The following is a 12,997-nucleotide window of genomic DNA, read 5'->3' as shown; positions in this document are numbered from 1 at the left end:
ACCACACCATCGAGGAGCCACTCATGCGGACAGGCGTCATCGGCACCGGCCGGATCGGCTCGACCCTCGCGAGGATCCTGGTGGCCGCCGGCCACCCCGTCGTCCTCGCCAACTCCACCGGGCCGGGCTCGCTCGCCCCGCTCCTGGCCGAACTCGGCCCCGCCGCCACGGCGGCGCACCCCGTCGAGGCGGCGGGCGAGGCCGACCTGCTGGTGCTGATGGTGCCCTTCGCCGGCGTGCGCGGGCTGCTGCCCCCGCACGTCGTGCAGGACAAGGTGCTGGTGGACGCCACCAACGCGTTCAGCGGCCCCGGCACCCCCGCCGACCTCGGCGGCCGCGGATCCAGCGAACTCGTCGCCGAGTGGTACCCCGGCGCCCGGGTCGTGAAATCCCTGAACACCATGCATTTCGAAACCCTCGCCGTCGCCGGCACCGCCTCCGGCCGAACGGCGTCGGAACGCCTCGCCCACTACACGGCGGGCGACGACACCAAGGCGAAGGAAATCGTCGCCGGAATCATCACCGACCTCGGATACGCCCCCGTCGACACCGGCCCGCTGCACTCCGGAGGAATCCTCCAGCAGCCCGGCGGTCCCCTCTTCAACCGGTCGCTCACGGAAGCGCAGGCGCTCGCATGGATCTGACGCGCATCGAACTCACCCTGCACGTGAACGGAAGACCCGAGGAGTTCGCGGCCCGGCCGACCGAACTCCTCGTGGAACGGCTCCGCGACGGGCTCGGCCTCACCGGCACCAAGGTGGGCTGCGACACCGGCCAGTGCGGGACCTGCGTGGTCCGCCTGGACGGCAGGTCCGTCAAGAGCTGCCTGATCCTCACCGCCTCCGCCGCGGGCTCCGAAGTCACCACCATCGAGGGAGTCACCACCCCCGGCGGAGAGCTCACCGGCCTCCAGGAGGCACTGCGCCAGGAGCACGGCACCCAGTGCGGCTTCTGCACGCCCGGCATGGTGATGGCCCTCGGCGAACTCGTCGAGACCGCGCGCGCCGAGGGCGCCGCCGGCGGCCCGCCCCCCACCGAGCCCGAGATCCGCGAATGGCTCACCGGCAACCTGTGCCGCTGCACCGGCTACCACAGCGTCGTCCGGGGCGTGCAGCGCGCCTGCGCCCCCGCCGAAACCGAGGGGCGGTGACCGGGATGACCACCACCGCGCCCGAACAGGAGTCCCAGGAGCCGGGCGGCGTCCTCGGCCGGCCCCTGGACAGCCGGGAGGACCCGGGGCTGCTGCGCGGCGAAGCCGTGTACGTCGCGGACATCGACCTGCCCGGCACCGTCCACATGGCCATCCTGGGCAGCCCGGTCGCCCACGCCAGGATCCTGTCCATCGACACCAAGGCCGCCGAGCAGCTCCCCGGTGTCCTGAAGACGGCCACCGCCGCCGACTTCCCCGACGTGATGCCGCTGCCCTGCATCTGGATACCCGGCGGGGTCGAGAGCCACTTCCCGCCCCACCCCTACGGCCTGCCCGGCGCCCGCCCGGTGCTCACCGGCGACACCGTCCGCCACGTCGGCGACCCGATCGCCGTCGTCGTCGCCGAGACCGCGCGCCAGGCCGCCGCCGCGCTCGCCGCGATCTCCGTCGAGTACGAGCCGCTGCCCGTGGTCACCCGCGCCGACCACGCCCTCGCCGAAGGCGCGCCCCAGCTCCACGAGGCCGTCCCCGGCAACCTCAACGCGTACTGGACCTGCGGGGACAAGGACCGCACCGACGCGGCCATCGCCGCCGCCGAGGTCACCGTGGAGCTGGACCTGGTCAACCAGCGCACCATCAACAGCCCCATCGAGCCCCGCGGAGCCGTCGGCGTGTACGACCCGGCCACCGGCGAGTACACCCTCCACGCCTCCACCCAGGGCCCGCACAACCACCGCTTCCTGCTCGCCGCACTGGTCCTCGGCATCCCCTTCAACAAGCTCCGGGTGATCGCCCCGACCGTCGGCGGCAGCTTCGGCACCAAGGGCTACCTCTACCCGGACATGGCGCTGGTCCTGCTGCTGTCCAAGGCCCTCGGCGGCCGCCCCGTCAAATGGGTCGACACCCGCACCGGCCTGATGAACTCCACCGTCCAGGGCCGCGACCACCGCCAGCACGTCACCCTCGCCGGCACCCGCGACGGCCGCATCACCGCCGTGCGCTGCACCAGCCACGCCAACCTGGGCGCCTACCCCTCCACCATCGGCCCCGGAGTCGCCACCGCCCTGATGGGACGCTCCATCAGCGGCATGTACGACATCCCCGCCGCCTTCTGCGAGGTGTACGCCGCCTTCACCAACACCGTCCCGCTCGGCGCCCAGCGCGGCAGCGGGCGCGCCGAGGCCGCCTTCCTGATGGAGCGGCTCGTCGACCGCTACGCCGCCGAGATCGGCATGGACCCGGCGGAGGTCCGCCGCCGGAACCTGGTCCCCAAGGAGAAGTTCCCGTACGACAACGGCCTCGGCTGGACCTACGACTCCGGGGACTACCGGCTCAACTTCGACCGGGCCCTCGAACTCTCCGGCTACGCCGACATCCCCGCACGCAAGGCCGCCGCCCGCGCCCGCGGCAAGCGCCTCGGCGTCGGCATCGCCACCTACGTCGCCGTCTGCGGCGTCGGCCCCTCCACCCGGATGTCCAAGGAGGGCATGCTCGGCGGCACCTGGGAGAGCGCCAACATCCGCGTCCACCCCACCGGCGAGGTCACCGTCACCGTCGGCTCCGCCTCCACCGGCCAGAGCCACGGCACCGTCTTCGCGCAGGTCGCCGCCGACGAGCTGGGCATCGACCCCGGCCAGGTCCAGGTGTACGAGGGCGACACCCTCAAGGCCCCCTACGGGCAGGGCACCTACGGCTCCCGCTCCTACAGCATGGCCGCCCCCGCCATCGCGCTCACCGCCCGCAAGATCAAGGCCAAACTGGTCCGGGCCGGAGCCGTCTTCCTCGGCGTCCCCGAGGAGGAGGTCGTCTACGAGAACGGCGGCGTCCACGAGGCCGGCAACCCGGCGAACGCCAAGACCTTCGCCGAACTCGCCATGGCCATGTGGTACGGCTGGGGACTGCCCCCGGAGATCGAGCCGGCCCTCGACGAGACCACCCACTTCGACCCGCCGGACTTCAACTACCCCTTCGGCACGCACATCGCCGTCGTCGAGGTCGACGAACTCACCGGCGAGACCGAGGTCGTCGACTACACCGCCGTCGACGACGCCGGACACATCGGCAACCCGAAGATCGTCCACGGCCAGATCGAGGGCAGCATCGTGCACGGCCTCGGCCAGGCCCTGATGGAAGCCGCCGAGTACGACGAGAACGGCATCCTGATCAGCTCCGACCTGGAGAGCTACGCCCTGCCCCGCGCCGCCGACGCACCCTTCTTCACCCTCGGCAGGACCGTCACGCCCTCCCCGCACAACCCGCTCGGAGCCAAGGGCGCCGGGGAGATCGCCACCGTGCCGCCCGCCGCCGCCGTCGTCAACGCCGTCGTCGACGCCCTGTCCGACCTGGGCGTACGGCACATCGACATGCCGCTCACCCCCGAGAAGGTCTGGCGCCGCCTGAGAGGGGAAGCCCCGTGATCCTCACCGACTTCGACTACGCCCGCCCCGCCGCCCTGGACGAGGCCCTCGCGCTGCTCGCCACCCCCGGCGCCCGGGTGCTGGCCGGCGGGCAGAGCCTGCTGCCCGGGCTGCGCACCGGCGCGGAGCGGGCCCGGCTGCTGGTCGACGTACGGCACCTGGCGGAGCTGCGCGGCATCGGCCGGGCCGGCGGATCCCTGCGCATCGGGGCCCTGACCACCCTCGCCGAACTCGCCGCCCACCCCCTGGTGCTCGCCGAGGCGCCGGAGCTGGCCGCCGCCGCCCGCGCCAACGGCGACCCCCAGGTCCGCAACCTCGGCACCGCCGGCGGCAACCTGGCCGCCGCCGGACGCGCCACCGACCTGCCCGTGGCGGCCCTGGCCGCCGGCGCCCGGGTGGAACTCGCCGGCCCCGCCGGACGTACCACCGTCGCCGCCGAGCGGCTCGCCGCCTCGGGAGTGCCCGCCGGATCGGTGGTCACCGCCCTGCTGGTGCCCGCCGCAGGCCCCGCCGCCGCCTTCGAGAAGGCCGCCGACCGGGCCACCCGCTACCCGCTGTGCGCCGCCGCCGTACGCATCACCCCCGACGGGCCGCGGATCGCGGTCACCGGAGCCACCCCCCGCGCCCTGCGCCTGCGCGGGGTCGAGGACCGGCTGCGCGGGGGCCCGTATACGACCGACGCGGTGCTGGCGGCCTTCCGAGCCGAGCCCCGGGAACTGTTCGTCCCCGGGCGCGGCACCTCGGCCGAATACCTGGGCCACCTCGCGGGCGTGCTCACCGCCCGCGCGCTGGCCCGGGCGGCCCTGAACACCGCCTGACCGCCCCCGGGGGCCGTCGGGAGGAGGGGAGTTGACCGCAGTGGCCGAACCGACCGAGACGAGGGACACGGGAGACACCGCGAACGGGGGCACCGCCCGCACGGCGAGGGCCTCCGGCTTCCGGGTGGTGGGCGCGGTCCTCGTCCTGCTGATGCTCTCCTCCTCCGTGCCCTCCGCCCTGTACGTGCTCTACCAGCAGGAATGGGGGCTGTCCTCCGGAGTGGTCACGGTGGTCTTCGCCGTGTACGCCGTCACCGTGCTCGCCGGCCTGCTGCTGTTCGGGTCCCTCTCGGACACCCTGGGGCGGCGGCCCGTCCTGGCCGCCTCACTGGTCCTGGCGATCGTCTCCATGGGCCTGTTCGCCGGGGCCGGGGGGCTCGGCCTGCTGCTCGCCGCCCGCGCCGTACAGGGGCTGGCGGTGGGCCTGGCCACCGGGGCGATGGGCGCCGCCCTGCTGGAACTGAGCCCGGGCACCCGGCCCGCGCTGGGCGCCCAGGTCAACAGCGCCGGCCCGACCGTGGGCATCGGCCTGGGCGGGCTCGGCGCGGGACTGCTCGTCCAGTACGCGCCCGCCCCCACCGTCCTGAGCTACCTCCTGCTGGCCGGGGCCTTCGCCCTCGCGCTGGTCGGGGTGGGCAGGATGGCCGAGAGCGCACCCGGGGCGGACGGGCGCCTGCGCGTGGTCCCGCACCGGATCCGGGTGCCGGCGGCCGTACGGCGGCGCTTCGCGGTGCTCGTACTGACCATCGTGGCCGTCTGGACCGTCGGCGGCTTCTACCTCTCGCTCGGGCCGCACCTGGCCCTGTCCCTGTTCCGCAGCACCAACTACCTGCTGGGCGGGGCCACGGTGGCGCTGCTCGCCGGCGCCGCCACCGCCGCCCAGCTGCTGCTCGGCCGCACCGAGGCGCTGCGCACCGCCGTGCTCGGCCTGCTCGGGCTGCTCGCCGGCCTCGCCCTGGTGCTGCTCTCGCTGGGCACCGGCTCGGCGGCCGTGTTCCTCGCCGCCACCGCCGTGCTCGGCAGCGGCTGGGGGGCCGCCTTCCTCGGCTCCTTCCGCGCCCTCAGCGCGCTCGCCGACCCCGCGCACCGCGGCGAACTCACCGCGGCCGTCTACGTCTTCGCGTACCTCGCCATGAGCGTCCCGGCGGTCCTCGCCGGAATCCTGACCAACATCCACGGGCTGCAGCGCACCTCGGTCGGCTTCATGGCGGCCGTCGCCGGGGTGTGCGCGCTGGCCCTGCTGACGACCCTGCGGCTGGCCGCGCGCACCAGGGCCGAGGGGAGCACCGCATGAACACCGCAGAACTGCGAACGGCCCTGCGCGGACTGGAGATCTTCGCGCAGCTCACCGAGGACCAGCTGGACTGGCTGGCCTCCGTCTCCGATCCGCGCGTCCTCGCCGACGGGGAGGTCCTCTTCCGCGACGGCGAGGAGGCCACCGGCTTCCACGTCCTGCTCTCCGGCGGACTCGTCGTCACCAAGGTCGTCGACGGCCGCGAGGAGGTCCTCACCCGGCACTCCACCGAGGAGGAGAGCGCGGCCGCCGAGGACCACGACGGCAAACCCTCCGCCGCGCACCGCTTCACCGGGGAACTGCCCCTGCTGACCGACGGCTCCTACGTGGCCACCGCGTCCGCGAGCGGCCCCGCCACCACCGTCGTCGCCTATCCCAAGCCCGTGTTCTTCGAGATGCTGACCCGCTGCCACGGGGTCGCCGCCGTACTGATCCCCGTACTGGCCTGGCGGATCAAGTCCTCCGAGGTCCAGGCCCGCAAACGGGCCACCGTCGAGGCCCTGGGCACCCTGGCCGCCGGCCTCGCGCACGAGCTGAACAACCCGGCCGCGGCGGTCGCCCGCGCCGCGCAGGAGCTGGCGCCCGCCCTGGACCGGCTCACCGCCACCGCCTGCGCGTGGGGCGCGGCCGCCGCCGGCGCGGAGCGCCCCGTACTGGACCGGCTCGCCGAGGAGCTGGACAAGCTCCCGCCGCCGGACACCACCGACCCGCTCGCCCAGGCGGACGCCGAGGAGGAGATCGCCGACTGGGCCGAGGAGGCCGGCGCGGAGCGCCCCGGGCTGCTCGGTTCCGGCGCCGCCGACCTCGGGCTGCAGCTGGGCTGGCTGCTGGAGCGGCTGGAGGGTGTCGGCGAGGCCTCCCTGCCCGCCGCCCTCGACCACCTGGCGGCCCTGCTGGAGGCCCGCTCGCTGGCCGCCGAGCTGCGCGCCGCCGGGCCCCGGATCTCCCAGCTGGTCTCGGCCACCAGGGACTACGCCAACCTCGACCGCGCCCCCGAGCAGCGGTTCTCCGTGCCCGACGGCCTGGAGAACACCCTGATCGTGCTGCGTTCGAAGCTGCCGGGCATCACCATCGTGCGCGAGTACGAGGCCGGGCTGCCCGAACTGGACGGCTACCCCAGCGAGCTGAACCAGGTGTGGACCAACCTGGTCGACAACGCGGCCGAGGCCATGGAGGGCGCCGGCACCCTGACCCTGCGGGTGCGCGCCGAGGGCGCCTGCCTGGTCGTGGAGATCACGGACAGCGGCCGCGGGATCCCCGCGGACTCCCTGCCGCGGATCTTCGAGCCCTTCTACACCACCAAGGACGTCGGCAAGGGGACGGGCCTCGGCCTGCACCTGAGCTACCGCATCGTGACCCAGCGCCACCGCGGGTCGATCACGGCCCGCTCCAGGCCGGGGGAGACCCGGATGGTCGTCCGGCTGCCGCTGAACGCGGCCGCCGCCTGCGCCGAACCGCCCGCCGGAGCCGAACCAACCTCCACACCCTGAAAGGGAGTCGAACATGGCCAAGTACGACATCGCCAGGCTGCACCCGGTCTTCGTCCGCCAGATGGACGCGCTGGCCGCCCTGGACATCGAGGCGGTGATGAAGAACTACACCGACGACGCCGTGCTGCTGCGCTTCGAGGGGGCGTCGGTGGGCATCGAGGCCGTTCGCGAGACGTTCACCGGCTATCTCACCCTGAAGCCCACGCTCGTCGAACTGCAGGAGTACATCGAGACCGAGGACACCATCTTCTACAGGGCGATCATGAACCTCAACGGCGAGCCGGAGAACGCGTTCGGGACGCTCGTCGTCCGCGATGGCCGGATCTGGCGCCAGACGGCCGGCTTCGGCAGCTGACGGCCCTTTCCTGGGTAGCGTGAGCGGGGAGGGCGGGACCACGCCCTCCCCGCATCCGTGAATGAATTTCACGAAGGGGAGGCCATGGAGCAGGAAACCAACCGGGTGGAGGCGTTCAGCGACGGCGTATTCGCCATCGTGATCACCATTCTGGTGCTGGAGCTAAAGGTTCCGGAAGGACAGGGGTCGGAGCTGTGGCACGGGCTCTGGGAGCAATGGCCGCACTACGCGGCCTATGTCGTGAGTTTCCTCATCATCGGCGTGATGTGGGTGAACCACCACACGATCTTCAGTCACCTCAAGCGGGTCGACCGGCCGCTGTTGTTCCTGAATCTCCTGGTGCTGATGGTGGTATCGGTGATTCCGTACACCACCAACGTGCTCGCAGAACACCTCACCGACGGGGAATCGGCCAATGTGGCCGCAATCCTCTACAGCGCGTGGACCGTCGTGTACGCTCTCGCCTTCCTGGCCTTCTGGTGGTACGTCACCAAGGTCGGGCACCTGTTCCACGAAACGGTGGACAAGGACGGGGCCCGGGCCACCCGCGTCCGATTCGGGCTCGGCGCGGTCGCCTACCCCTTGACCGTGGTTCTGTCCTTCTTCTCGGCACCTCTCACTCTCGTCGCACACTTCCTGATCGCCCTCTACTACGCGGCGAACCAAATCCCGATCCCGCTCGTGGTAGAGGAAGAGCGGCTCGAATCTGCCAGCGACCTCAGGAAGTAGCCGCCCGGGCCTACGGCCGTTCTCCACGGTCCAGTAGGGTCAAGGATCTAGTCTGGTCGCGGGGGAGGCCCAGATGGTTCGCGCAGTGCTGCCGGAGGATTCCACCAGGGAAATCTCCGAATTGATCGACGATTTGATCTCGCTTTTCTTCGAGTCCTTACCCCGGCGGGACCAGCGGAACTGGGCCCGCGTTTATCTGAACGGGCTCGTCCGCACCACCGGGAAGAAAACAATCCGAAACATCGCCGGAACAGGGGCGAGTTCCGTCGAGCAGAGCCTCCAGCAGTTCATCAGCAAATCGCCCTGGGACTGGACCCCCGTACGCCGGTCCCTCGCCCAGCACCTCGAACGCACCGCCCAGCGCCCGCTGGCCTGGGTGGTGCAGCCCATGGTCATCGAGAAGGCCGGCGACCGCTCCGTCGGCGTCGGCAGGCAGTTCGTACCCCAGCTCGGCCGCACCGCCAACTGCCAGCAGGCCTCCGGGATCTGGCTCGCCTCCAGCGAGGCCGGCTTCCCCGTCGAATGGACCCTCACCCTTCCCGCCCCGTGGACCGGCGAACTGATGCGCCGCCGCCGGGCCGGGATCCCCGACACCGCACGGTCCCTCACCCCCGCACAGGACGCCGTGCACGCCGTACAGCGCATGGCCGCGACCTGGCAGCTGCAACGCCGCCCGGTCGTCATGGAGGTCTCCAACACCGACCTCCCGCAGACCATCGAGGCCTTCGCCCTCCAGGACATCCCCTTCGTCCTCAAGGTCGACGGCTCCCTGCCCGTCTCCTTCGGCGGCACCGGCCGCCACAAGCCCGGGCCGTACACCGCGCCCGCCCGCGAACTGATCGACTCGCTGCGCTCCCAGCGGCGGGTCGTCGAATGGACCCGGCACGGCCGCACCGAGGGAGCGGTGACCCTGCTCACCTCGGCCGCCATACTCGCCACCCCCGGCGAGGAACGCCCCGCGCCCGCGCCGCCCACCCCGCTGCTCCTGATGGGCGCCTGGACCGAGACCTCCCTGCTGCCCTCCGAGTTCTGGATCACCAACATCGGCGACCGGCCGCTCGCCCAGCTCTTCCTGCTGGCCAAACTCACCGACCGGGTCGCGCTGGACTTCACCGAGACCTGCGAACCCGTCGGCATCCGTGACTTCGAGGGCCGCTCCTTCCGCGGCTGGCACCACCACGCCACCCTCGCGAGCGTGGCCCACGCGGCCAGGCTCCTCGGCACCGGCGGGCGGACCCCCGACCCGGTGCCCCGGAGCGCCCCCGCCCGCTACCAGGGCCCCGGCGGCGGGCGTCCGCCGGCCGTACCGCCGCCCCGGCCCCTGATCCCCGGACAGTCGGCGCGCCGCGCCTACATCCGCTGATGCTCGACATCACCGCCGGGCTGCGGGCCTGGTACGCCGAGCAACGGGAGTTCGCCCTGGCCACCGTCGTCGCCGTCAGCGGCAGCGCGCCCCGGGGACCCGGGGCCTCGCTGGCGGTGGACGCCGGGGGCACCGCGCTCGGCTCCCTCTCCGGGGGCTGCGTGGAGTCCGCCGTGCACGAGCTGTGCCTGGAGGCCATCGCCACCGGGTCCGGCGGCGTGCACCGCTTCGGCCACAGCGACGACGACGCCTTCGCGGTGGGGCTGACCTGCGGCGGGACCCTGGACGTGCTGGTCACCCCGGTACGCGGCGGGGACCCCGTGCGGCCCGTCATCGGGGCGGTGCTGGACGCCGCCGCCGGCGGGGCCCGCGCCGCCCTGGCCCGGGTGGTCTCCGGCCCGCCCGGCCGGCTCGGGCGGGCCCTGGCCGTCCACGCCGACGGCTCCTGGCAGGGCGGCCTCGGCGGCGGCGCCGCCCTGGACCGGGCCGCCGCGGAGCGGGTCCGGGCCCTGCTGGCGGCCGGCCGGACCGGCACCGCCGAGCTGGGCACCGCCGGCGGGCTCTGCGGCGACCCGCTCACCCTGCTGGTGGAATCCGCCGCCGACAGACCCCGGCTGATCGTCTACGGGGCCGTCGACTTCGCCGCCGCCCTGGCCCGGATCGGGGCCTTCCTCGGCCACCGGGTGACCGTCTGCGACGCCCGGGCCGTCTTCGCGACCCCGGACCGCTTCCCCGGCGCCGACGAGGTGGTCGTGGACTGGCCGCACCGGCACCTGGCCGCGGAGGCCGCCGCCGGGCGCCTGGACACCCGTACGGCCGTATGCGTACTGACCCACGACGCCCGGTTCGACGTACCCGTCCTCACCCGGGCGCTGCGGCTGCCGCTGGCCTACGTCGGCGCCATGGGCTCCCGCCGGACCCACGAGGACCGGACCGCCCGGCTGCGGGCCGAGGGGGTGACCGAGGCCGAGCTGGCCCGGCTCAGATCTCCGATCGGGCTGGACCTGGGCGGCCGCACCCCCGAGGAGACGGCCCTGGCCATCGCCGCCGAGTTCACCGCCGCCCGCCACGGGGCCCCAGCGACCCCCCTCACCGGCGGCCGCGCCCCGATCCACCGCCCCGCGCCCGCCGGCGCTACCCCGGCAGGCCCTTCACGTGGTCGATGACCTTGCGGAACTCCGCGGTCGGGGAGAAGTCGACGTACTCGGTGTCCGCGAGGGCCACGGGGACGTGCCCCGGCCCCCAGTAGAAGGCGTCGCCGGCCTCGTACTCCTCGTCCCCGTCGGCCGTGCGCATCCTGAGGCGGCCCTTGAGCAGGTACCCCCAGTGCGGGCACTGGCACATGTCACCGGGCAGACCCCTGACCGCGTCGGTCATGTCCGTCCCCTCCGGGAGGCGGAAGAACCCCACGCTGAGGTCGCCCCCGATCTCCTTGACCCGGACCTCCAGGCCACCGCCCTCGATCTCGACGGGCGTCGCTTCCCGCGTCGTCCTCGCCATGGCTCCTCCGTCCGAGCAGGTGGATCCGTCCTCCTCCCACTGTCCGCGCGACGCGCCGATCCCGCCCTACGGGACCAAGGTCCCGTAGGAAAGGACCACGCGGCCCGGAATGTCCTGGACGATCAGCCGGGGCGGCGTGAACGCCAGGTCGTGGGAGAATGAAGTACGTGCGTTTCCTCGGCTGGCTGCCCCGTCGAGGCCGTAGAAAGATCCTTCGATCGACTGGGATGTTCAGCACGTGCGTTTCCTCAATGACCTGAAGCCGCCGTACGACCTGACGTACGACGATGTGTTCATGGTGCCGAGCCGCTCCGCGGTCGGCTCCCGCCAGGGCGTGGACCTCTCTTCGCCCGACGGCACCGGCACCACCATTCCGCTCGTGGTGGCGAACATGACCGCCATCGCGGGCCGCCGGATGGCCGAGACCGTCGCCCGCCGCGGTGGAATCGTCGTCATCCCCCAGGACATCCCGATCGAGGTCGTCACCGACGTCATCTCCTGGGTCAAGACCCGCCACCTCGTGCTCGACACCCCGATCACGCTGGCGCCCACCCAGACCGTCGCCGACGCGCTGTCGCTGCTGCCCAAGCGCGCCCACGGCGCCGGCGTGGTCGTCGACGCGGACAACCGCCCGGTCGGCGTGGTCACCGACCACGACCTCACCGGCGTGGACCGCTTCACCCAGCTCTCCGAGGTCATGTCGAAGGAGCTCCTGCTCATCGACGCCGACATCGACCCCCGCGACGCCTTCAACCAGCTCGACGCGGGCCACCGCAAGCTGGCCCCGGCCGTCGACAAGGACGGCAAGCTGGTCGGCATCCTGACCCGCAAGGGCGCCCTGCGCGCGACCCTGTACACCCCCGCCACCGACGCCAACGGCAAGCTCCGCATCGCGGCCGCCGTCGGCATCAACGGGGACTTCGTCGGCAAGGCCAAGCAGCTCCTCGACGCCGGCGTGGACACGATCGTCATCGACACGGCCCACGGCCACCAGGAGTCGATGATCAACGCGATCAAGGCCGTCCGCGCCCTGGACCCGAAGGTCCCGATCGTCGCCGGCAACATCGTCGCCGCCGAAGGCGTCAAGGACCTCATCGACGCCGGCGCCGACATCATCAAGGTCGGCGTGGGCCCCGGCGCCATGTGCACCACCCGCATGATGACCGGCGTGGGCCGCCCGCAGTTCTCCGCGGTGCTGGAGTGCGCCGCCGAGGCCAAGAAGTACGGCAAGCACGTCTGGGCCGACGGCGGCGTCCGCCACCCGCGCGACGTGGCCATGGCCCTGGCCGCCGGCGCCTCCAACGTCATGATCGGCTCCTGGTTCGCCGGTACGTACGAGTCCCCGGGCGACCTCCAGCAGGCGGCCGACGGCCGCCTGTACAAGGAGTCCTTCGGCATGGCCTCGGCGCGCGCCGTGCGCAACCGCACCTCGGAGGAGTCCGCCTACGACCGCGCCCGCAAGGCGCTGTTCGAGGAGGGCATCTCCACCTCGCGCATGTTCCTCGACCCGGCCCGCCCGGGCGTCGAGGACCTGATCGACTCGATCATCGCGGGCGTCCGCTCCTCCTGCACCTACGCCGGTGCCGGCTCGCTGGCCGAGTTCGAGGAGAAGGCCGTCGTCGGCATCCAGTCCGCCGCGGGCTACGCCGAGGGCAAGCCGCTGCACGCCAGCTGGAGCTAGTCCGCCCCGCCGCCCCGTGGCCCCGGCCCCGCCCTTCCCGGCGGGCCCGGGGCCACGGGCGTACCCGCGGCCGCCAGCCGTCCGGGGGTACCGCTGCGCGGGCTGCTCCCCGCCCCACCCTTCGCCCGTTCCCTGGGGGCTCCGCCCCAGACCCCCGCGCCTCAAACCAAGGGGGAGGGGGGATGGGGCCGGCAGGCGTT

At 73.0% G+C, this 12,997-nt stretch carries 12 protein-coding genes; 11 read left to right on the top strand and 1 reads right to left on the bottom strand.

Annotated features, from left to right (window positions below; genetic code table 11):
- Positions 1 to 23: 23 nt before the first annotated feature.
- The 10 genes from AC07A6_RS17770 to AC07A6_RS17725 all read left to right on the top strand — a co-directional run bounded on the left by AC07A6_RS17770 (position 24) and on the right by AC07A6_RS17725 (position 10,782).
- Positions 24 to 644 (top strand): NADPH-dependent F420 reductase, encoded by a 621-nt coding sequence (locus tag AC07A6_RS17770; protein ID WP_362468256.1) that lies wholly within the window; start codon positions 24 to 26, stop codon positions 642 to 644.
- Positions 635 to 1,150 carry a (2Fe-2S)-binding protein gene (locus tag AC07A6_RS17765; RefSeq protein ID WP_362468258.1) on the top strand — a complete coding sequence of 172 codons (516 nt, stop codon included), beginning with the start codon at positions 635 to 637 and terminating at the stop codon, positions 1,148 to 1,150. The genes AC07A6_RS17770 and AC07A6_RS17765 overlap by 10 nt, the downstream gene beginning before the upstream one ends.
- Positions 1,151 to 1,155: 5 nt before the next feature.
- The gene (locus AC07A6_RS17760; RefSeq protein WP_478777670.1) at positions 1,156 to 3,567 is read left to right on the top strand and encodes a xanthine dehydrogenase family protein molybdopterin-binding subunit; all 2,412 of its coding nucleotides are present in this window, start codon (positions 1,156 to 1,158) and stop codon (positions 3,565 to 3,567) included.
- Entirely contained in the window at positions 3,564 to 4,385 is an 822-nt protein-coding gene (locus AC07A6_RS17755; RefSeq protein WP_478777669.1) for an FAD binding domain-containing protein, read from the top strand. Before AC07A6_RS17760 ends, AC07A6_RS17755 begins: the two co-directional genes overlap by 4 nt.
- Positions 4,386 to 4,425: 40 nt before the next feature.
- Positions 4,426 to 5,679, top strand: a complete 1,254-nt coding sequence (locus AC07A6_RS17750; RefSeq protein WP_478777712.1) for an MFS transporter — start codon at positions 4,426 to 4,428, stop codon at positions 5,677 to 5,679.
- Positions 5,676 to 7,169, top strand: a complete 1,494-nt coding sequence (locus tag AC07A6_RS17745) for an ATP-binding protein (RefSeq protein ID WP_478777668.1) — start codon at positions 5,676 to 5,678, stop codon at positions 7,167 to 7,169. Before AC07A6_RS17750 ends, AC07A6_RS17745 begins: the two co-directional genes overlap by 4 nt.
- 13 nt (positions 7,170 to 7,182) lie before the next feature.
- A complete protein-coding gene (locus tag AC07A6_RS17740; protein WP_007262979.1) occupies positions 7,183 to 7,524 on the top strand; it encodes a nuclear transport factor 2 family protein in 342 nt (113 codons plus the stop codon).
- 84 nt (positions 7,525 to 7,608) lie between these two features.
- A complete protein-coding gene (locus AC07A6_RS17735) occupies positions 7,609 to 8,253 on the top strand; it encodes a TMEM175 family protein (RefSeq protein ID WP_125600748.1) in 645 nt (214 codons plus the stop codon).
- 73 nt (positions 8,254 to 8,326) lie between these two features.
- Positions 8,327 to 9,616: an IS701 family transposase gene (locus tag AC07A6_RS17730; protein ID WP_478777667.1), complete on the top strand. Its 1,290-nt coding sequence runs from the start codon at positions 8,327 to 8,329 to the stop codon at positions 9,614 to 9,616.
- Positions 9,616 to 10,782: an XdhC family protein gene (locus AC07A6_RS17725; RefSeq protein ID WP_478777666.1), complete on the top strand. Its 1,167-nt coding sequence runs from the start codon at positions 9,616 to 9,618 to the stop codon at positions 10,780 to 10,782. The genes AC07A6_RS17730 and AC07A6_RS17725 overlap by 1 nt, the downstream gene beginning before the upstream one ends.
- Here the strand turns inward: AC07A6_RS17725 and AC07A6_RS17720 are convergent.
- Complete coding sequence (locus AC07A6_RS17720) at positions 10,751 to 11,116, bottom strand: cupin domain-containing protein (protein ID WP_285342401.1); 366 nt, start codon at positions 11,114 to 11,116, stop codon at positions 10,751 to 10,753. The genes AC07A6_RS17725 and AC07A6_RS17720 overlap by 32 nt on opposite strands.
- A 238-nt stretch (positions 11,117 to 11,354) precedes the next feature.
- Here AC07A6_RS17720 and AC07A6_RS17715 point away from each other — a divergent pair, with 238 nt between their 5' ends.
- Positions 11,355 to 12,797 (top strand): GuaB1 family IMP dehydrogenase-related protein, encoded by a 1,443-nt coding sequence (locus AC07A6_RS17715; protein WP_478777665.1) that lies wholly within the window; start codon positions 11,355 to 11,357, stop codon positions 12,795 to 12,797.
- Positions 12,798 to 12,997 lie beyond the last annotated feature (200 nt).

The organism is Streptomyces sp. NPDC044002, assembly GCF_056434525.1.
Note: the sequence above shows the minus strand (reverse complement) of the source record. Positions and strands in the feature narration are given on the sequence as shown.

Excerpts from the sequence above, each read along its gene's own strand:
- AC07A6_RS17770 (WP_362468256.1), top strand. The coding sequence starts at position 24 with ATGCGGACAGGCGTCATCGGCACCGGCCGGATCGGCTCGACCCTCGCG.
- AC07A6_RS17765 (WP_362468258.1), top strand. The coding sequence starts at position 635 with ATGGATCTGACGCGCATCGAACTCACCCTGCACGTGAACGGAAGACCC.
- AC07A6_RS17760 (WP_478777670.1), top strand. The coding sequence starts at position 1,156 with ATGACCACCACCGCGCCCGAACAGGAGTCCCAGGAGCCGGGCGGCGTC.
- AC07A6_RS17745 (WP_478777668.1), top strand. The coding sequence starts at position 5,676 with ATGAACACCGCAGAACTGCGAACGGCCCTGCGCGGACTGGAGATCTTC.
- AC07A6_RS17740 (WP_007262979.1), top strand. The coding sequence starts at position 7,183 with ATGGCCAAGTACGACATCGCCAGGCTGCACCCGGTCTTCGTCCGCCAG.
- AC07A6_RS17735 (WP_125600748.1), top strand. The coding sequence starts at position 7,609 with ATGGAGCAGGAAACCAACCGGGTGGAGGCGTTCAGCGACGGCGTATTC.
- AC07A6_RS17730 (WP_478777667.1), top strand. The coding sequence starts at position 8,327 with ATGGTTCGCGCAGTGCTGCCGGAGGATTCCACCAGGGAAATCTCCGAA.
- AC07A6_RS17725 (WP_478777666.1), top strand. The coding sequence starts at position 9,616 with ATGCTCGACATCACCGCCGGGCTGCGGGCCTGGTACGCCGAGCAACGG.
- AC07A6_RS17720 (WP_285342401.1), bottom strand. The coding sequence starts at position 11,116 with ATGGCGAGGACGACGCGGGAAGCGACGCCCGTCGAGATCGAGGGCGGT.